Raw genomic sequence first — 18735 nt, forward strand, 5'->3', positions numbered from 1 at the left:
GCGGCTTGGCGGCACATATTGCCTTGGCGCTGGACCGGTGATGGGTGCGGAACTTCGCTAACTTCGCCCATATCGCGCATGAAGAATGGGCGCAAAGTCGGTCGTCCGCTGGTGCGGGTTGGGAAGGGCGGACGATGGGAAGGAGCCGCGGCGGCTATAGCAGGGGTGAGGGTCTGTAGGACAGGTGGAAGCTCCGTTTTTGCCTTCCCGCCTAAGCCGCCTTCCCCTGCAACGCCTTCTGCCGCCGCCGTTGCACGGACGATCCGATCCCCATCGCCTCGCGATATTTCGCGACCGTACGCCGGGCGATGTCCATGCCCTTGGCGCGGAGCAGGTCGACGAGGGTATCATCGGACAGGATGGCGTGGGGCTCTTCGGCCATGATCAGCGTCTTGATGTGGCTCTTGACCGCTTCGGCGGACACCGCGCCGTCGCCTTCCGCGTTCGAGACGCCGCTGGTGAAGAAATATTTGAGCTCGAACTGGCCGCGCGGGCAGGAAAGATATTTGTTCGACGTCACCCGGCTGACAGTGGATTCATGCATGGCAATGGCGTCGGCGACGGTGCGCAGGGTCAGCGGCTTCAAATGTGCGACGCCCTTGCGGAAGAAATCCTCCTGTTGGCGCACGACTTCGCTGGCGACCTTGATGATCGTTTTCTGCCGCTGGTCGAGCGCTTTCACCAGCCAGTTGGCGCTGGCGAGGCAGTCGGCGAGCCAGGCCTTGGCGCTCTTGTCCTGCTTGCCCGACGCCAGTTCGACATAGTAGCTGCGGTTGATGAGGACGCGGGGCAGGGTGGCGCTGTTGATCTCGATCGCCCAGCCGTCGGCGGTGGGCCGCACGAACAGGTCGGGGGTGACCGGCGCGGCGCGATCACTGGAAAAGCGCAGGCCGGGCTTGGGATCATAGCCGCGCAGCTCGCGGATCATGTCGGCCATATCCTCCTCATCCACGCCGCAGATACGGCGCAACTGGGGCAGCGCACCGCGCGCCAGCAGGTCGAGATTGGCGAGCAGCCGGGCCATGCAGGGATCGTGGCGGTCGGCCTCCTTGGCCTGCAGGGCAAGACATTCGGACAGCGACCGCGCGCCAACCCCGGTGGGGTCGAATGTGTGGATGACGCCCAACACCCGTTCGACATCGCAAAGCGGCAGGCCGAGCGCATGGGCGGTTTCGAGCAGATTGGCCTCAAGATAGCCCGCCGGGTCGATCTGGCCGATCAGCTGACCCGCGACGACCAGGTCCATGCCGGACAGGGCGGCGCGGGCCTGATCCATCAGATGTTCCTGAAGGCTGGGTTCGGGGTTGGCGAAACTGTCAAAATCGAGCGCTTCGCCGCTGCCGCCCGACAGCGCGTCCATGCCGCTGCCAGAACCGCTACCCGTGCCATGGGCGTTGGCCATGCGATCGCCGGGGCCATCGTCGATGAAGGTTTCCGCGCCATAATCGACGTCGAGCGGGGAATCGCTGGCCCCCAGCCCTTGCCCGATCAGGTCGTCGCTGGACCCGGTTTCCGCCGAAAGGGTCGGGCGATCGACATCGCGGTCGATACCGTCTGGCAGGGGCAGGTCGTCAGGCGTGCTGCCGCTGTCGAGCAGCGGGTTCTTTTCCAGCTCACCCGCGACGAACGCCTCTATCTCCAGATTGGAGAGCGCCAGCAGCTTGATCGCCTGCTGGAGCTGCGGCGTCATCACCAGCGACTGGCTCTGCCGTATGTCGAGGCGTGGACCGAGCGCCATCAGAATAAGGTCCATTCAGGACAGTGAGCGCGCGCCACCATCATGTCAGAGCGAGAAATTCTCGCCCAGATAGAGGCGGCGCACATCGGCATTGGCGACCAGTTCGGTCGGGCTGCCCGCAAAAAGCATCTGGCCGCCATAGATGATGCAGGCGCGATCGACGATTTCAAGCGTTTCGCGCACATTATGGTCGGTGATGAGGACGCCGATGCCCCGGTTTTTAAGGTCCTTCACCAGATCGCGAATGTCGGCGATGGAGAGCGGGTCGATGCCCGCGAACGGTTCGTCCAGCAGTACGATCGAGGGATTGGCGGCCAGCGCGCGGGCGATTTCGCAGCGGCGTCGTTCGCCGCCCGACAGCGCCATGGCGGCCGAATCGCGCAGGCGGGTGAGGCCAAATTCTTCGAGCAGCTGTTCCAACCGCGCGTCGCGCGCGGCGCGGTCCGGCTCGGCCAGTTCCAGCACCGCGCTGATATTCTGCGCCACGGTGAGGCCGCGGAAGATGGACGTTTCCTGCGGCAGATAGCCCAGGCCCAATATGGCGCGGCGATACATGGGCAGGCCGGTAATATCCTGCCCGTCCAATATGATGCGCCCGCGATCGGGGCGGACGAGCCCCATGACGGAATAGAAGCAGGTCGTCTTGCCCGCGCCATTGGGGCCGAGCAGGCCGACCACTTCGCCCTTGCCCACGGTCAGCGATACGTCGGACAGGACGACCCGCTTGTCATAGCTTTTGGCGATCGAGATGACCGACAGGCCGTCGCCCAGCTCCTGCGGGGCCAGCGGGCGGTGGTCGGCGGCGGGCCGGTCCTGGGTGGTGACGTCGTGCATGGCTCGTCCATATTTGCAGCCAAGGGGTTGACCGCCGGTAAAAATTGACCCGCCCATGGGGCAGTTGGCATTCTTTGTGCATGGGAATGCCGCCGGGGCAAGGGGGAAAATGCCGGGCGGGGGCTTCGACGCGCCTAGCCGCGCACGGGGAGCGCCGTCTGATATTTGGTGACCGACAGGGCAAATTGCGACGATGCGCCCGCGACCGAAGGATGTTTGAGCAGGGTGCGCATCAGGAAATGCTCATAATCCGCGACGTTGGAGGCGACGACGCGCATCAGATAATCCCATTCGCCCGACATGGAATAGCATTCCATCACCTGATCATGGTCACGCACGAACGTTTCGAACGCGGCGATCGAGTCGCCTGAAAAATCCTTCATCCGCACATGGCAGAAGATGGTGACATCCTGTCCCAGCAGTTGCGGATCGGCCAGCCGCACCGCGCCGCGCAGCACGCCTGCCTCCTCCAGCGCCTTCACCCTGCGCCAGCAGGACGGGCCGGTGCTGCCGACCCGTTCGGCGAGGTCCGCATTGCTGAGCGCGGCGTCGCGCTGCAACTCTGTAACGATGCGGCGATCGAGGGCATCGAGTTCGACAAATTTCGTCATATAATCGCCATTTCGGGAAATTTGGTTACAGCTATAGCCGAATAATCGGCCATTTTGAAAAGCAATTTCGCGCCCTATTTGCGATGCTGTGGCTATGGCCGAAACCCCGCCCCATCGTCCCGCGCACGCTGCGGAGGACTGGACCGTCCCGCAGGACTGGGACCGCTACAGCGCGGCCGATCATGCGATGTGGGACCGGTTGTTCGACCGGCAGGCGCATATGCTGCCGGGGCGGGTGGTGCCGGAATTCATCGCCGGGCTGGACATATTGCGGATGGACCAGCCGGGCATCCCGCGCTTCGACGCGCTGTCGGAACGGCTGATGGCGGCGACGGGGTGGCAGGTGGTGGCGGTGCCGGGGCTGGTGCCGGACCGGGTATTTTTCGATCATCTGGCCAATCGCCGTTTCCCCGCCGGGCGCTTCATCCGCACGCCAAACCAAGAAGATTATCTGCAGGAGCCGGACGTGTTTCACGACATATTCGGCCATGTCCCGCTGCTCGCCAATCCGGTGTTCGCCGATTATATGCAGGCCTATGGCCAGGGCGGGCTGCGCGCCGACGGGCTTGGCGCGATCGAGAAGCTGGCGCGGCTCTACTGGTACACGGTCGAGTTCGGGCTGATCGCCACGGATGAAGGCCTGCGCCTCTATGGCGCGGGGATCGTGTCGTCCAACGCCGAATCGCATTTCGCGCTGGAAGATCCCTCGCCCAACCGGCTGGGTTTCGATCTCCAGCGGCTGATGCGGACCCGCTACAAGATTGACGATTTCCAGCAGAGCTATTTCGTTATCGACAGTTTCGACCAGCTGCTGCGCCAGACGGTCGAGACCGATTTCGCGCCGCTCTACGCCGCGCTGGATCAGCAGAGCGATCTCGACACCGACACCATCCTGCCCGGCGACCGCGTCTTTACCCGCGGGACGCAGGCCTATGCCCATAAGAAAATGCAAGAGGAGCCGATATGACTGCCAGCGCCGACAATCCCCTGGGCCTGAACGGTTTTGAATTTGTCGAATTCACCTCGCCAGAGCCGCAGGCGATGGCCGCGCAGTTCGAGGCGCTGGGCTTTACCGCGACCCACCGGCACCCGACCAAGAATATCACCCGCTACAAGCAGGGGCGGATCAATCTGATGCTCAACCGCGACGATGCGGGCCGGGTCGCGGCGTTTCGCGGCGTGCATGGCCCCTCGGCCAGCGCCATGGCGTTCCGCGTCGCCAATCCGCAGGGCGCGCTGCAATGGGCGCTGGCCAATGGCGCGCAGCCGACCGAGGAGGACGACACCGTTATCATGGGGATTGGCGGCGCTTACCTCTATTTCATGCCGGACCAGGGCGACCCCTATGCCAATTGGGCCGAATTTCCCGGCTGGCGTGAGGCCGAGGCGCGCAACAATGTCGGCCTCGACCTGCTCGACCATCTGACCCATAATGTCCGGCGCGGGCAGATGCGGGTGTGGAGCGAATTTTACCGCACCCTGTTCGGGTTCGAGGAACAGAAATTCTTTGATATCGAGGGCAAGGCGACGGGCCTGACCAGCCAGGCGATGATCGCGCCGGACAAGGCGATCCGCATCCCGCTCAACGAAAGCAAGGATGACAATAGCCAGATCGAGGAATTCATCCGCGACTATCATGGCGAGGGTATCCAGCATCTGGCGCTGACCACTGACGATATTTACGCGACGGTCGAAAAGCTGCGCGCGCGCGGCGTGCGGTTGCAGGACACGATCGAGACTTATTATGAACTGGTCGACAAGCGCGTGCCGGGCCATGGCGAGGATCTGGAACGGCTGCGAACCAACCGCATCCTGATCGACGGCGATGTGGAAAGCGAAGGGCTGTTGCTGCAAATCTTTACCGAGCCGATGTTCGGGCCGATCTTTTTCGAGATTATCCAGCGCAAGGGCAATGAAGGCTTTGGCAACGGCAATTTCCAGGCCTTGTTCGAGAGTATCGAACTGGACCAGATACGGCGCGGGGTGGTGAGCGTCGACGCCTGACATAAGAGACGCGAGGAGAGGATTGACATGCATTACCTCCCCGGCTGGGGCAATCATCATGCGAGCGAGGCGGTGGTCGGGGCGTTACCCGTCGGGCGCAATTCGCCGCAGCAGGTGCCGTTCGGCCTCTATGCCGAGCAACTGTCCGGCACCGCCTTCACCGCGCCGCGTCACGACAATCGGCGCAGCTGGCTCTACCGGATGCGGCCGAGCGCCGGGCATTCGCCGTTACGGCCCCATGCGCGCGAAACGCTGATCGCGTCGGGGCAGGTCGATACGCCCAACCGGCTGCGCTGGAATCCGCTGCCAGCCGCTGGGGCAGGGGTGGATTTCGTCGATGGCCTGATCACGGTCGCGTCCAATGGCGACATAAGCGTAGGGACGGGCTGCGCTGTGCATCTTTATGCGGCCAGTGCGTCGATGGTGGATCGCGCCTTTTTCAGCGCCGATGGCGAGATGCTGATTCTGCCGCAGCAGGGGCGCCTGCGCATCGTTACCGAAATGGGTGTGCTGGACGTCGCACCCTTGCAGGTCGCGCTGATCCCGCGCGGGGTGCGCTTTCGTGTCGAACTGCCGGACGGCGCGGCGCGGGGCTATGTCTGCGAAAATTACGGCGCGCTGTTTCGCCTACCTGAATTGGGACCGATCGGCTCCAATGGCCTGGCCAATGCCCGCGATTTCGAGGCACCCGTCGCTGCGTTCGAGGATGTCGAGCGACCTACCCAGATCTTGCAAAAATATGGCGGCACGCTCTGGGTGACGCAGCAGGATCACAGCCCGTTCGATGTCGTTGCCTGGCACGGCAATCTGACGCCCTGTCGCTATGACCTGACCCGCTTCAACACGATCGGCACGGTCAGTTATGACCATCCCGATCCGTCCATCTTCACTGTGCTGACCAGCCCCAGCGACATGCCGGGCACTGCCAATGTCGATTTCGTGATCTTTCCGCCGCGCTGGATGGTGGCGGAGGATACGTTCCGTCCGCCCTGGTTTCATCGCAATGTGATGAGCGAATATATGGGCCTGATCCACGGCCAATATGATGCCAAGGCGGACGGTTTCGCGCCGGGCGGCGGCAGTCTGCACAACAGCATGTCGGGCCATGGCCCGGACGTCGATAGCTGGCGCAAGGCGGTGGAAGCTGCCCTGTCGCCCCAAAGGATAAAAGACACGATGGCGTTCATGATCGAGAGCCGTATGCCGTTCCGCCCGACCCGCTGGGCGATGGAAACACCCCTTTTGCAGGCTGATTATGACGCCTGCTGGCAGGGCTTTCCCAAGGCGCGCCTGCCATGACGCGCTGGTGGACCACCGATGAGACGCATGATCCGGCGCGGACCAGCTGGGTCGAGAGCGCGCAGGGGCATGGCGATTTTCCGATCCAGAACCTGCCCTATGGCGTCTTTTCGCCCGCCGGGGCGGAACAGCGGATCGGGGTTGCGATCGGCGACATGATCCTCGATCTGGCAGCGTGCGTGAAGGCAGGGTTGATTGCGCAAGACGCGGTGCTGTCGCATCCCACGCTCAACGCGCTAATGGCGTTGTCGGGCGAGACTCGCCGCAGTCTGCGCCGCGCGATCAGCGCTTTGCTCTCCGATCCCGCGATGCAGGCGACGGTCAAGCCGCATCTCCATGTCGCGCGCGAGTGCGCGTTGCATCTGCCCGCGCAGATCGGTGATTATAGCGACTTCTATGTCGGCATCCATCACGCCAATAATATCGGTCGCCAGTTCCGCCCGGACAATCCGTTGCTGCCCAATTATAAATATGTGCCGATCGGCTATCATGGCCGCGCCTCCTCGATCCGCCCGTCGGGCGAAGCGCTGGTGCGGCCCTGCGGCCAGCGCAAGGCACCCGATGCGGATATGCCGGTCTATGGTCCCACTGCGCGGCTGGATTATGAGCTGGAACTGGGCGTGTGGGTCGGTCCGGGCAATGATCTGGGCAGCCCGATAGGGATTCACGACGCGGCTGATCATATTGCCGGCTTCTGCCTGCTCAACGACTGGTCGGCGCGCGATTTTCAGGCGTGGGAATATCAGCCGCTTGGGCCGTTCCTGGCCAAGAATTTCCATTCCACCATCTCGCCCTGGGTCGTCACCGCCGAAGCCATGGCCCCGTTCCGCATCGCCCAGCCCGCGCGGCCCGACGGCGATCCCGCGCCCTTGCCCTATCTGGCCGATGCCGACGATCAGGCGCATGGCGCGCTGGGGCTGACGCTGGCGGTCTATCTGACGAGCGCCACGATGCGCGCGGAGGGGATGGCGCCGATGCGGCTCAGCCATGGTCCGGCCAGCAACATGTATTGGACGGTGCAGCAGATCGTGACCCACCATGCGTCCAATGGCTGCAACCTGATGCCGGGCGATCTGCTGGGCACCGGCACGATTTCCGCGCCGCTGCGGGAGGGTTTTGGCAGCCTGATGGAACTGTCAGCGGGCGGCAAGGAGCCGCTGACCCTGCCGACCGGCGAGACGCGCGCTTTTCTGGCCGATGGCGATGAAATGACGTTGCGGGCGGTTGCGCGGGCGGATGGGTTTGTGTCCATAGGCTTTGGCGATTGCCGGGCGCAGGTCCTGCCGGCGCGAGGATAGGAGGACGGCATGATCCTGCACGGCTATTATCGCTCCAGCGCTGCCTATCGCGTGCGGATCGCGCTGAACCTCAAGGGGCTGGCCTATACGGACGCCTTCCACCATTTGCTGCGAAAGGAACAGCGCGCGCCCGCCTATCTCGCGCTCAATCCGCAGGGACTGGTCCCCGCGCTGGAGGTCGACGGTGCGGTGCTGACCCAGAGCATCGCCATTTGCGACTATCTCGATGAGGCCTATCCCGCACCGCCACTGCTGCCCGCCGATCCGGTCACACGGGCGCAGGTGCGCGGCTTTGCGCTCGCCATCGCGTGCGACATTCACCCGGTACAGAATCTGAAGATATTGCGGCGATTGCGTGCGCTGGGGCTGGACGAAGCGCAGGTGACGGGCTGGGCGCGGGAGACGATCGAGGATGGGCTGGCCGCCTGCGCGGCGCTGATCGCGGGACAGAGCGGCCCCTATTGTTTCGGCGATCAGGTGACGCTGGCCGACATCTGCCTCGTGCCCCAACTGGTCAACGCCCGCCGCTTCGGCGCGCGCTTCGACTATGGCCGTATCCCGTCGATCGAAGCGGCCTGCCTTGCACTCCCCGCCTTCACCCGCGCTGCGCCGGAAAATCAGCCCGACGCGGAATAGGGGACGACTATTGTGGGATGCATGATCAATGCATCGTTCAAGTGGTCAGGGGATTTGGAAGGCGATTTGCAGGTCATCATCATCCCGGCTTGGATAATCCAACCAACAGCAAAAGGCCCGTTCCACCACTGGAACGAGCCTTTTGGCTATCTGAAAACCGATCAAGCGCGCGGGGCGAAAACCCCGTAGCGGCTTACTTGATCTTGGCTTCCTTGAATTCGACATGCTTGCGCACGACCGGGTCATATTTGCTGAAGCTCAGCTTCTCGGTCTTGGTGCGCGGGTTCTTCTTGGTGACGTAGAAGAAGCCGGTGTCAGCGGTGCTGACGAGGCGAATCTTGACAGTTGCTGGCTTGGCCATGGCCTTATCCCCGGACGTGAATATAAAAAAGTAAGAGCGGCCCGCCAAATGTCAGGACCGCCCCGTTTCAGCGGTGGCCCATGGGGCAGATTCGCGTCGCTGTCAAGGTTGGCGCGCCGACCTTGGCCGGTTTACCCGGTCTTAACCAGACAGGCGCATCATGCCAATGGGACGACAGGACAGCGAAGGGGCTTTCCCATGCGACATGATCCAAAGCTGGCGATATTGGCCGACCTGATGCGACGGGTCGACGGGCTGGCGGGCCAGCGCGGTCATTTGTCGGTCGCCCGGCTGCATGATGAAGTCGACCAGATTCGCCATATCGCCCGCGCCTTTCACTTGGATGACGTCGAAGGACTGGCCGGGACGCTCGAATCGGCGCTCTCGCTCCATGGCCTTGGCCCGGTGGTGCTGTCCTATCTCGACCTGATGCGCGACGCGATCACCAGCGACATGCCCGTGGCCGACATCGTGCCGATCATCGCGCACCGCCCGGCTGCCGCCGCACGTCCCACCCTGCACGCCTGAACCAGCGCCGCCGATGGACGCCCTGCTGCTTGCCCTGCTCGGCTGCCTGCTCGGCGAAATCGGTGATAAGAGCCAGCTGCTAGTCCTAGCGCTGGCAACCCGCTATCAGCGCAACGGTGCTGTGATTGCGGGCATCGTCGTCGCCGCCATCGCCAACGCCGCCATTTCCGCCACGGCAGGCGCGTGGATCGGCCCGATGCTGGGCGCTGACGCCCGCCTTCTGTTCCTCTCGCTCTCCGTCCTGTTTCTGGGGATCGGTATGTTCTGGCCAGTCACAGCGCCCGATCCGCTGGCGGGCTGGCCGACCGGCGCGTTCCTTACCACGATGCTGGGTCTCTTCATCCTGGGCTTTGGCGATGGCCCGCAATTTCTGGTCTTGGGGATCACCACCCATAGCGGCAATCCGGTGCTGGCGGCGGTCGGCGGCGCGATCGGCGTGATCGCGGCGTCCGTGCCGGTCGTGCTGCTGCGTGACCGCATCTTCGCGGCCCTGCCCACCCGCGCGATCCGGCTGGGCGGCGGCGTGCTGCTGCTGATAGCGGGAAGTGTCATGGCCTTGTCGGCGCTGGCGCTTTTCTGATCGCTTTCTTTCATCAGGCTGATCGCGTTTTTCGGTGGCACCTTATGCGCCGTCGATCATTATATGTCCGAAACCAATATTGCACTGCCCAGGAGGACATCAATGACCGCCGCCGATCTCAAGACCCCCACTGACCTTAAAAGCAACGCCACCAAGTCCGTGGCGCAGGCGCTCAACGGTGTGCTGGCTGACAGCTATGCGCTCTATCTCAAGACCAAGAATTTCCACTGGCATGTGTCCGGCCCGCATTTCCGCGACTATCATCTGATGTTCGATGAACAGGCCGCCGAAATCCTCGCCACCACGGACCTGATTGCCGAGCGCGTGCGCAAGACCGGCAATGTCACGCTGCGCTCGATCGGCGACATTTCCCGCCATCAGAGCCTCAAGGACAATGACGCCGAATTCGTCAGCCCCGCCGACATGCTGATGGAATTGCGCAACGACAATCTGGCGCTGGTCGAATCCTTCCGCGCGGTCAAGGCTGCCGCGACAGAGGCGGGTGATAACGCTACCGAAGGCATTGTCGACGACTGGACCGACCAGGCCGAACAGCGCGCCTGGTTCCTGTTCGAGGCTGGCCGGGGCGCTTAAGACCGCCGCGCATTACACGCAGTTGTTCCCCGGCGAAGGCCGGGGTCCAGTCCGGAGCGAAGAACTGGACCCCGGCCTTCGCCGGGGTACGCCATGACTATTGTTCGTCGATCAACGCGATAGCCATTATCTCCACCGCATCCGGCCTCCCGGCAAAATCGACCATTTCGCCCACCGCCGCATCCATCATCGCGCGCGCCAGCGGGGCGGAAAAGCTGATCCGCCCGTCCGCCGGGTCAGCCTCGTCGTCGCCCACGATCGCAATCGTCTTGTCCCGCCCGTTGAGCCGGTATGTCACCCGGCAGCCGAACGCCACGACATCCCCCGCCGCGACCGGTCGCAAATCCGCCGTCGCCAGCCGCGTCCGCCAGTAGCGCAGCACGCGGCTGTGCTTCTTGGCATCCTCCTCGGCCATGCCGCTCAGGTCGACCGCCTCCAGCGCCGCGACCTTCTCCCGCGTCAGCCGCAAGCCCCGCGCCGTCACCCAGTTCGGCCCCGCCGGAATCGGCAGCTCGAACTTGGGCTCCATATGCTCATCATCGCCCTCGCGACGAAAGGCGACACTCATGGCAATCTCCCAAAAACAAATATCCGTTCGCCCTGAGCGAAGTCGAAGGGCAGCCAGAACGAAGTGAAGGCACTTCGCTACGCTCAGCGACAGGCTTCGACTTCGCTCAGCCCGAACGGCTATTGAAGCTCAATCTTCATCGAACAACCCGGCGAGCTGCTCCACCATCGTTCCGCCCAATTGCTCGGCGTCCATGATCGTCACCGCCCGCTTATAATAGCGGGTCACGTCATGGCCGATGCCGATTGCGACCAGCTGCACGGGTGACCGGTTCTCGATCCAGTCGATCACCTGCCGCAAATGCCGTTCCAGATAGGTGCCGCTATTGACCGACAGGGTGCTGTCATCCACCGGCGCACCGTCGGAAATCACCATCAGGATGCGCCGTTCTTCATTGCGGGCGATCAAACGGCTATGCGCCCAGAGCAGCGCCTCGCCGTCGATATTTTCCTTCAGCAGCCCTTCGCGCATCATCAGGCCCAAATTCTTGCGCGCCCGCCGCCATGGTTCGTCGGCCTTTTTATAGACGATATGGCGCAGGTCGTTGAGCCGCCCCGGCATCGGCGGCCGTCCGGCGGCCAGCCACTCCTCGCGCGCCTGCCCGCCCTTCCACGCCCGCGTGGTAAAGCCCAAAATCTCGGTCTTGACCCCGCACCGCTCCAGCGTGCGCGCCATGATGTCAGCGCTGATCGCCGCGATGCTGATCGGCCGCCCGCGCATCGACCCTGAATTGTCGATCAGCAGCGTCACCACCGTGTCGCGAAATTCGGTATCGCGCTCGATCTTGTAGGTCAGCGACCGGGTCGGGTCGATGATGACCCGCGCCAGCCGCGCGGCATCCAGCATCCCTTCATCCTGGTCGAAATCCCAGGACCGCGACTGTTGCGCCATCAGCCGCCGTTGCAGCCGGTTGGCAAGCTTCGTCACCGCCCCCTGCAAGCTGACGAGCTGCTGGTCGAGGAAACCGCGCAACCGCACCAGCTCCTCCTCATCGCACAGCTCGTCGGCGGTCACGATCTCGTCATGCTTGAGCGTATAGGCCTTGTAATCGAAGCCTGGCGGCAGGTCGGATGTCGGCCGGTTGGGGCGGACCGGCATCATGCCTTCCTCACCCATATCGTCCGCGCCCGCATCGCTGTCGGCGTCGAACTCGTCGCTATATTCGGTCTCGCCGTCTTCGGTGTCGCCGCCCTGATCCTCGGCGCGGGTTTCGGTGTTTACGTCGCTGTCGCCGGACTCGTCCTGTCCCGAATCGCCGTCCTCGGACTGCTCCTCATCCTCGTCGCCCTCATCCTGGGCTTCGGGTTCGTCGGTGTCGGGCGGCACATCGGCGTCGATCAGCTGGAGATGTTCCAGCATCGCGGTGGTCAGCTTTTGAAAGGCGCGCTGGTCGTCGATCGCCAGCGCGAGCGCGTCCAGATCATGCCCCGCCTTGTCCTCGATCCACTGCTCTACCATCGCGACGCCCGCCGCGACATCCTTCGGTATCGCCTGTCCGGTCAGCCGCTCGCGCACCTTGAGCGCCAGCGCGGTGGACAGCGGCACCTCGTCCGCCGATCGCGCCCGGCGGATCGCATCGGATTTCAGCCGCAGGTCGAGTGCATGGTTGAGGTTGGCGCGCACCCCCTCCATCTGCCGTGACCCGATCGCCTCGACCCGCGCCTGCTCGACCGCGTCGAACACGGCGCGCGCCACCGCCTCGCCTGGCGCGGAGGCAGCATGTATCTTCGCGCTATGATGCCGCAATTTCAGCGCATTGGCGTCGGCAAAGCCCCGCGCCAGCGCCACCTGATCGGCGGGCAGGGTACGGGCCGGTGTCGGCACCTTGATCGCCTTGCCCGCCAGATGCGGCGCATCAGCGGTAAAGCCAACCTCCACCTCTGCATCACGCGCCATCGACCGCGCCGCGCCCGACAGCACGTCCTTGAAAGCATCGAGGGGGGAGCGTTCGGTCATCGGGCGTCCTGTATGCGGACAGGATCAGCGGCGATCACCACTTACCCCGCCTTCCCCACGACGCTCTCCGGCAAGTCCTTGCCGAACACGCGCTGATAATATTCGGCCACCAGCGCCCGTTCCGCCTCGTCGCATTTGTTGAGGAAGCTCAAACGGAAGGCAAAGCCGACATTTTTGAAGATCAGCGCGTTCTGCGCCCAGCTGATCACGGTGCGGGGCGACATGACGGTCGAAATATCGCCGTTGATGAAGCCCTGCCGTGTCAGTTCGGCGACCTTGATCATGTTTTCGACTTCCTTGCGGCCGCCCTCATGATCATATTCGCCCGACTTGGCCAGCACCACCTGCGCCTCGGTCGCGGCGGGCAGGTAATTGAGCGCCACCACCAGATTCCACCGGTCCATCTGGCCCTGGTTGATCTGCTGCGTGCCATGATACAGGCCGGTCGTATCGCCCAGACCCACCGTGTTGGCGGTCGCGAACAGGCGGAAATAGGGGTTGGGGCGGATCACGCGATTCTGGTCGAGCAGCGTCATCTTGCCGTCGGTTTCCAGCACGCGCTGAATGACGAACATCACGTCGGGGCGGCCAGCATCATATTCGTCGAACACCAGCGCGACCGGCCGCTGCAACGACCAGGGGAGCAGGCCTTCCTTGAACTCGGTCACCTGCTGCCCGTCTTTCAGGACGATGGCGTCACGCCCGACCAGGTCGATACGGCTGATATGCGCGTCCAGATTGATGCGGATGCACGGCCATTTCAGGCGCGCGGCGACCTGCTCGATATGGCTCGACTTGCCGGTGCCATGATAGCCCTGCACCATGACGCGGCGGTTGAACGCGAAACCCGCCAGGATCGCCAGCGTGGTGTCCGGGTCGAACACATAAGCGGGGTCCAGGTCCGGCACACGCTCGTCGGCTTCGCTAAAGGCCGGGATCTGCATGTCGACGTCGATGCCGAACACATCGCGGGCGTCCACGAACCGGTCGGGGGCATCCATCAGCGTTTCGGCGCGCGTGTCGGGCTGAACGTTGGAAATATCAGTCATCGGGTCATCATCTTCCTGCGAGTCATGTCCGCCCTAACCGATGCAGGAAGGCCATGTCGAGACAATGGGGACAGACCAGTCCCGGATCAAGCGGCCCATTCGGCCAGATTGGCCTCCTGCCCGATCAGTGCCAGCCCATGCGCGATCGATGTCAGTTCGCCCCCGGTCGCGATCCGATCCGCCCCAAAGCGCGCATCGAATATCCCCCGTATTGCCGGGATCAGCGACGATCCGCCGGTCAGGAACACCCGGTCGATGGCGGGCGGCGTCACTCCAGCAGTCGCCAGCGCCTTGTCCACTGTAGCCTCGATCCGGGCGATATCGGGCGCGATCCAGCGCTCGAAATCGGCGCGGCTCACCTGCGTCTCGATCTCCAGCCCACCCCCTGCAAAGCGGAACGCCGCGCTCTCCTGCGCCGACAACGCCCGCTTCAAACTCCCCACCGCATCATAGAGCGGATAGCCCAGTTCCTTCTCGATCACCGTCATCATCCGCCCGATCGCAGCGGGCTCATCGGCGGATTTCTGCAACCGCGCCAGCTCGTCCATCGTCCGCCGGTTGCGCATCAGCGCCAGCCGCGACCAGTCGGCAAAGTCGGCGAAATAGCTGCGCGGTATCTCCAGCGTCTTGCCGAACGACTGGTAACTGCCGCCCTTGCCCAGCATCGGCAGCACCAGATGGTCCATGATCCGATAGTCGAACCGGTCGCCTGCAATGCCGATACCCGCCGATCCCAAGGGCGTCGCGCGCCGCGCCGCGCCCGGTGCCTCTACCCGCACGATGGAAAAATCGCTGGTGCCGCCGCCGAAATCCGCGACCAGGATCGTCGCGGCCTGGGTCAAACGGCTGGCATAGCTGAACGCGGCGCCCAGCGGCTCATAGACATAATGGATGTCGGTGCCGAATCCGGCAAACATCGCGTCATAGCGCTTGCGCGCCAGCGCCTCGTCAGGCCGCGACCCGGCATAGGTCACTGGCCGCCCGACGATGATCCGCTCCGGCCTTTGGTCCAATGCGCCGCCGGCGTGGCCGACCATGCGATCAAGGAACATCGCCCCCAGTTCCTCGAAGCGATAGCGCTTCTCGAATATATTGGCGCTCTCGAAGATCGGGCTGGCGGCGACCGATTTGAAAGACTGGAGGAAGCGGCTATCCTCTGGATATTCCATATATTCCGCGATCGCCCACGGCCCCGCCTCATGCGCTAGCCCGCCCTTGACGCCCTCCTCATGCCAGAAACACAGCGCAGACCGGAACACCGCGCCGGTCGCTTCTTTGCCTGCAAATTCGACCAGATCGGATTGCTGGCCCGTGGCGATGGCTACCACGCTGTTGGTCGTGCCGAAATCTAGGCCCAGCGCGCGCGGCACGTCCTGCATGGTCTGTCTCCGGGGAAGGGGCCGCGCCCTATGGCATCGCCGGCCCATCAGGACAAGCCTGTCCTACACGCAGCTTCTCTGCCATGCGCGACATGGGTGAAAGGCTTTTTTCAGAGATGCCGGGATACGCCGTCATGATGATCATGTTCACGACAGCCGCCCTATTCCTGACGACGATCAATGCCCTGACCGTCCTGCTATTCTATCTGGACAAGGCGAAAGCCATTGCCGGTGAACGGCGCATACGGGAATCGGATTTGCTCACCTTTGCCTTCATCGGTGGCACGCCGGGGGCGTTTCTTGCCCGCCACCTGTTTCGTCACAAAACCCGCAAGGAACCGTTTTCGACCCGGCTTATGGTCATCGCGGTCCTCCAGATCGGCGCGTTGATCGGCTGGTTCCTGCTGTAATCAGGCGAACACTGCCGCCTTCTTCAAATGGCTATAGGCCTCGATCACGGCCTGCAACGCGCTTTCATGGCTGCGGTCGCCGCCATTATGGTCGGGGTGATACCGGCGCAGCAACTGGGTGTAGCGGGTGCGCAGCGCCTTGCGGTCGGCGTCGATCCCCAGTTCCATGACGCGCAGCGCCTTGCGGTCCTCCGCCGACAGGAACTTGCCGTCCTGTCGCATCTGCGCATCGGCCCGTGCCTTGGCCACCCGCTCCTTGAACTTCGCGCCAATGGCGTCGAGCGGATCGGAGAAATCCGACCATTTGGGCGGCGGGCTGTGCGCAGTGGAAGAGAAAGCGCGCGTCTCCCGTTCCCACCCGGCAAAGGGGCGCTGGGCAGCGGCGATTTCCTCCGGCGACATGCCGGTGAAGAAATTATAGCCCTGATTGAACTCGCGCACATGGTCCAGGCACAGCCAGCGCCAGCGCGGCCCCTCATCACCGGGGCGGGCGCTGCCCTCCAGCGGCGGTGCGCGGAACTCGCCAGCTTCCGGGCAGCCGGCCACCCAGCAGGGGCGGTCGCCCTCCACCCGGCCATGAAAGCGGTTGAAGCGGCGGGTCGAGAAAGGGTCGGTCGACAAAACTGTCCTGATGCAAGTGGCGACAAAGCGTCTATATAGGCGGCATGACCCAGATTCTGAAAGGCCCAGTGGCCACCGAAATCGAAACGCGGCTGCAAAATGCCCTGACCCCGCACCAACTGGCCGTGATCGACGACAGCGAAAAGCATCGCGGTCATGCCGGGCATGATGGCTCTGGCGAAAGCCATTTCACCGTGGACATCGTGTCGGATCGCTTCACCGGCCAGAGCCGCGTCGCCCGCCAGCGCATGGTCAATGCCGCGCTTGCCGATCTGCTGCGTGAGAAAGTCCATGCGCTGGCCATCAAGGCCCGCGCACCCGGAGAAGCCTGATGACGATGGACGATCTCATCATCCAGACGATCACGCCCACCACCCACGATCTGGGCGATTTCAAGGTTCACCGGTCGCTGCCCGCCAAGGGACGCACGATGGTCGGCCCGTTCATCTTCTTCGATCAGGCGGGGCCAGCCAAGATCGGCGCGGGGCAGGGCATCGATGTCCGGCCCCATCCGCACATCAACCTCGCCACAGTCACCTATATGTATGAAGGCGCGTTCTTCCACCGCGATTCGCTGGGGACGGAGCAGATTGTCGAGGCGGGTGCGGTCAATCTGATGACGGCGGGCAAGGGCATCGTTCATAGCGAACGATCGCCCGATGAAGAGCGGGCCAAGCTCTCCAAGCTGTCCGCCATCCAGACCTGGCTGGCGCTGCCCGACGCCTTGGAGGAAATGGACCCGGCGTTCGAGCATGTCGGCGAAGGCGGCCTGCCGGTGATCGAGGCGCATGGGGTGCGCGCCCGCGTGATCATGGGGTCGCTCTGGGGGCAGCGCTCGCCCGTCACCACCTATGCCGACACCATCTACGCCGACATCCAGCTGTCGCCCGGCGGCCGCGTGCCGATCGACCAGTCAGCCGACGAACGCGCGATTTACGTGTCGGGCGGCGATGCCGCGCTCGACGGGATGATGCTGGCCCCCCAGACCCTCTACGTCCTGCGCCCCGGCACCAGCGCCACATTGATGAGCGTCGATGGTGGCCGCGTCGTCCTGTGCGGCGGCGAAGCGTTCAAAACCCCGCGCCATGTCTGGTGGAATTTCGTCTCCTCCCGCCAGGACCGGCTGATGCAGGCGCGCGAGGATTGGGACGCGCTGCGCTTCCCGCTGATCCCCGGCGATGATCAGGAGTTCATCCCGATCCCGCAGGGACGACCCAAGACGGTCAGCTATCCGTAGAGCACGATAACTTTTACCTTGACCCGTTCGTTTCGAGCGAAGTCGAGAAACCGGTGCGCTCCGATTCTCGACTTCGCTCGAAACGAACGGAGGTTGGGGCTTCAGCCTGAAGTCATCAGGCTCCAAAATCAGAAGCTACTGCACAAAGGTCAGCGACAGATTCTCGGCGTTCTTGGGAATGTCGATCCGGCTCTCATTGATCGAGGCTTCCTCGCCCGGCTTCAGGCGATTCTTGTCCGCCTTCGTCGTCCAACTGAATACCAGCCGGTTTTGCCGGTCGCGCAATTGCACCAGCACCGGCGGCACCGGCAGCGCCTGCGTCCCGCTGTTGACGATCCGCGCACCGAACGCGAAATATTCCTCTCCCGTCGGCAGCTTGCGCCGCTCGGCAGGCTTGGACAGATAGAAGAGCAGATCAGGATCGCCCTCTTCGGCCACCAGCCCCAGGCTGACCGCCCATCCAGGCGGTCCGAAATAATAGAAGGCTCCGCCAGCCGCCGCGACGACCAAGGCAAAGGCGATCGCGGCATAGGTCCATAGCTTGACCGGATTACGGCGCGGCTTGAACGGCGGCGCGGGCGCGAACTGGCTGTCCTCGACGGCATCGACCGGCGCACCGGCGTAAATATCGTCGATCCGATTGTCCGCAGGCGCGGCGATCGGCGGCGCAACGGGCGCGGCTTCCTCCGGCACCGTGACCACGGCCTCGGTGGCTTCCGGTGCAGCTACAGGCGCAGGCGGGGCAACCGGCTCGACCGGTGCCGCAACCGGTGGCACCACCACTGGCGCCTCGACCGGCGCGCTCTCGCGCGGCGGCAGGGCGGCTGGTTGCTGGAACCAGCTATGCTTGCACGCGGCACAGCGGACCTGGCGGCCGGCCGGACCGACGGCGCTGTCCGGCACGACATAGCGCGTCGCGCAATTGGGGCACACCAGGATCATGTTGCTTCATAGGCATGGCAGGGACTCGCGCGCAAGCGGTCAACTTGTGTTGGCGTCATTCCGTCGCGACTCGCGGCAAGATGCGGGCCG

The 18735-nt window shown here is 63.8% G+C and carries 22 protein-coding genes; 12 read left to right on the plus strand and 10 right to left on the minus strand.

What is annotated here, in order from left to right:
* Positions 1 to 211 precede the first annotated feature (211 nt).
* The 3 genes from rpoN to KRZ98_RS14425 form a co-directional block, all read right to left on the minus strand.
* Complete coding sequence (rpoN, locus tag KRZ98_RS14415; protein WP_217674401.1) at positions 212 to 1738, minus strand: RNA polymerase factor sigma-54; 1527 nt, start codon at positions 1736 to 1738, stop codon at positions 212 to 214.
* 45 nt (positions 1739 to 1783) lie between these two features.
* A complete protein-coding gene (gene lptB / locus KRZ98_RS14420; RefSeq protein ID WP_217674160.1) occupies positions 1784 to 2572 on the minus strand; it encodes an LPS export ABC transporter ATP-binding protein in 789 nt (262 codons plus the stop codon).
* A 134-nt stretch (positions 2573 to 2706) separates the two neighbouring features.
* Positions 2707 to 3183, minus strand: a complete 477-nt coding sequence (locus KRZ98_RS14425) for an Lrp/AsnC family transcriptional regulator (RefSeq protein ID WP_217674161.1) — start codon at positions 3181 to 3183, stop codon at positions 2707 to 2709.
* 94 nt (positions 3184 to 3277) lie between these two features.
* Here KRZ98_RS14425 and phhA point away from each other — a divergent pair, with 94 nt between their 5' ends.
* Genes phhA through KRZ98_RS14455 form a run of 6 tightly spaced genes read left to right on the plus strand, consistent with a single transcriptional unit; the run spans position 3278 to position 8609 of the window.
* The gene (phhA, locus tag KRZ98_RS14430) at positions 3278 to 4150 is read left to right on the plus strand and encodes a phenylalanine 4-monooxygenase (protein WP_217674162.1); all 873 of its coding nucleotides are present in this window, start codon (positions 3278 to 3280) and stop codon (positions 4148 to 4150) included.
* Complete coding sequence (gene hppD / locus KRZ98_RS14435; RefSeq protein ID WP_217674163.1) at positions 4147 to 5187, plus strand: 4-hydroxyphenylpyruvate dioxygenase; 1041 nt, start codon at positions 4147 to 4149, stop codon at positions 5185 to 5187. Before phhA ends, hppD begins: the two co-directional genes overlap by 4 nt.
* 27 nt (positions 5188 to 5214) lie before the next feature.
* On the plus strand, positions 5215 to 6486 hold the full coding sequence (gene hmgA / locus KRZ98_RS14440; RefSeq protein WP_217674164.1) for a homogentisate 1,2-dioxygenase: 1272 nt from the start codon (positions 5215 to 5217) through the stop codon (positions 6484 to 6486).
* The gene (gene fahA / locus KRZ98_RS14445) at positions 6483 to 7784 is read left to right on the plus strand and encodes a fumarylacetoacetase (protein ID WP_217674165.1); all 1302 of its coding nucleotides are present in this window, start codon (positions 6483 to 6485) and stop codon (positions 7782 to 7784) included. The genes hmgA and fahA overlap by 4 nt, the downstream gene beginning before the upstream one ends.
* Before the next feature lie 9 nt (positions 7785 to 7793).
* A complete protein-coding gene (maiA, locus tag KRZ98_RS14450) occupies positions 7794 to 8420 on the plus strand; it encodes a maleylacetoacetate isomerase (protein WP_217674166.1) in 627 nt (208 codons plus the stop codon).
* Positions 8421 to 8441: 21 nt separating this feature from the next.
* Positions 8442 to 8609, plus strand: coding sequence for a hypothetical protein (locus tag KRZ98_RS14455; RefSeq protein WP_217674167.1), 168 nt, complete (start codon positions 8442 to 8444; stop codon positions 8607 to 8609).
* A 4-nt stretch (positions 8610 to 8613) separates the two neighbouring features.
* Here KRZ98_RS14455 and rpmG read toward each other — a convergent pair whose 3' ends face one another.
* Positions 8614 to 8781, minus strand: a complete 168-nt coding sequence (gene rpmG, locus KRZ98_RS14460; protein WP_006959016.1) for a 50S ribosomal protein L33 — start codon at positions 8779 to 8781, stop codon at positions 8614 to 8616.
* A gap of 198 nt (positions 8782 to 8979) precedes the next feature.
* Here rpmG and KRZ98_RS14465 point away from each other — a divergent pair, with 198 nt between their 5' ends.
* The 3 genes from KRZ98_RS14465 (at position 8980) to KRZ98_RS14475 (ending at position 10483) form a co-directional block, all read left to right on the plus strand.
* Positions 8980 to 9309, plus strand: coding sequence for a hypothetical protein (locus KRZ98_RS14465; protein ID WP_217674168.1), 330 nt, complete (start codon positions 8980 to 8982; stop codon positions 9307 to 9309).
* Positions 9310 to 9322: 13 nt separating this feature from the next.
* Positions 9323 to 9889: a TMEM165/GDT1 family protein gene (locus KRZ98_RS14470; RefSeq protein WP_217674169.1), complete on the plus strand. Its 567-nt coding sequence runs from the start codon at positions 9323 to 9325 to the stop codon at positions 9887 to 9889.
* 102 nt (positions 9890 to 9991) lie between these two features.
* Positions 9992 to 10483: a Dps family protein gene (locus KRZ98_RS14475; RefSeq protein ID WP_217674170.1), complete on the plus strand. Its 492-nt coding sequence runs from the start codon at positions 9992 to 9994 to the stop codon at positions 10481 to 10483.
* Between the two features lie 97 nt (positions 10484 to 10580).
* Here the strand turns inward: KRZ98_RS14475 and KRZ98_RS14480 are convergent, their stop codons facing one another.
* The 4 genes from KRZ98_RS14480 to KRZ98_RS14495 form a co-directional block, all read right to left on the minus strand.
* Entirely contained in the window at positions 10581 to 11051 is a 471-nt protein-coding gene (locus KRZ98_RS14480) for a GreA/GreB family elongation factor (RefSeq protein ID WP_217674171.1), read from the minus strand.
* A gap of 129 nt (positions 11052 to 11180) precedes the next feature.
* Entirely contained in the window at positions 11181 to 13007 is a 1827-nt protein-coding gene (gene cobT, locus KRZ98_RS14485) for a cobaltochelatase subunit CobT (RefSeq protein ID WP_217674172.1), read from the minus strand.
* A 41-nt stretch (positions 13008 to 13048) separates the two neighbouring features.
* Positions 13049 to 14056: a cobaltochelatase subunit CobS gene (gene cobS, locus KRZ98_RS14490; protein ID WP_217674173.1), complete on the minus strand. Its 1008-nt coding sequence runs from the start codon at positions 14054 to 14056 to the stop codon at positions 13049 to 13051.
* 86 nt (positions 14057 to 14142) lie between these two features.
* Positions 14143 to 15435 carry an Hsp70 family protein gene (locus tag KRZ98_RS14495; protein ID WP_217674174.1) on the minus strand — a complete coding sequence of 431 codons (1293 nt, stop codon included), beginning with the start codon at positions 15433 to 15435 and terminating at the stop codon, positions 14143 to 14145.
* Positions 15436 to 15572: 137 nt separating this feature from the next.
* Between KRZ98_RS14495 and KRZ98_RS14500 the strand changes: the two genes are divergently transcribed.
* Positions 15573 to 15845, plus strand: coding sequence for a DUF1294 domain-containing protein (locus tag KRZ98_RS14500; protein WP_217674402.1), 273 nt, complete (start codon positions 15573 to 15575; stop codon positions 15843 to 15845).
* Here KRZ98_RS14500 and KRZ98_RS14505 read toward each other — a convergent pair whose 3' ends face one another.
* Positions 15846 to 16466, minus strand: a complete 621-nt coding sequence (locus tag KRZ98_RS14505; RefSeq protein ID WP_217674175.1) for a J domain-containing protein — start codon at positions 16464 to 16466, stop codon at positions 15846 to 15848.
* Positions 16467 to 16510: 44 nt separating this feature from the next.
* Here KRZ98_RS14505 and KRZ98_RS14510 point away from each other — a divergent pair, with 44 nt between their 5' ends.
* Positions 16511 to 16798 carry a BolA family transcriptional regulator gene (locus KRZ98_RS14510; protein ID WP_217674176.1) on the plus strand — a complete coding sequence of 96 codons (288 nt, stop codon included), beginning with the start codon at positions 16511 to 16513 and terminating at the stop codon, positions 16796 to 16798.
* Positions 16798 to 17703 carry a pirin family protein gene (locus KRZ98_RS14515; protein WP_217674177.1) on the plus strand — a complete coding sequence of 302 codons (906 nt, stop codon included), beginning with the start codon at positions 16798 to 16800 and terminating at the stop codon, positions 17701 to 17703. Before KRZ98_RS14510 ends, KRZ98_RS14515 begins: the two co-directional genes overlap by 1 nt.
* A gap of 135 nt (positions 17704 to 17838) precedes the next feature.
* Here the strand turns inward: KRZ98_RS14515 and KRZ98_RS14520 are convergent, their stop codons facing one another.
* Positions 17839 to 18645: a zinc-ribbon domain-containing protein gene (locus KRZ98_RS14520; RefSeq protein WP_217674178.1), complete on the minus strand. Its 807-nt coding sequence runs from the start codon at positions 18643 to 18645 to the stop codon at positions 17839 to 17841.
* Positions 18646 to 18735 lie beyond the last annotated feature (90 nt).

The organism is Sphingobium sp. AS12 (assembly GCF_019097845.1).
Taxonomy (GTDB): Bacteria; Pseudomonadota; Alphaproteobacteria; order Sphingomonadales; family Sphingomonadaceae; genus Sphingobium.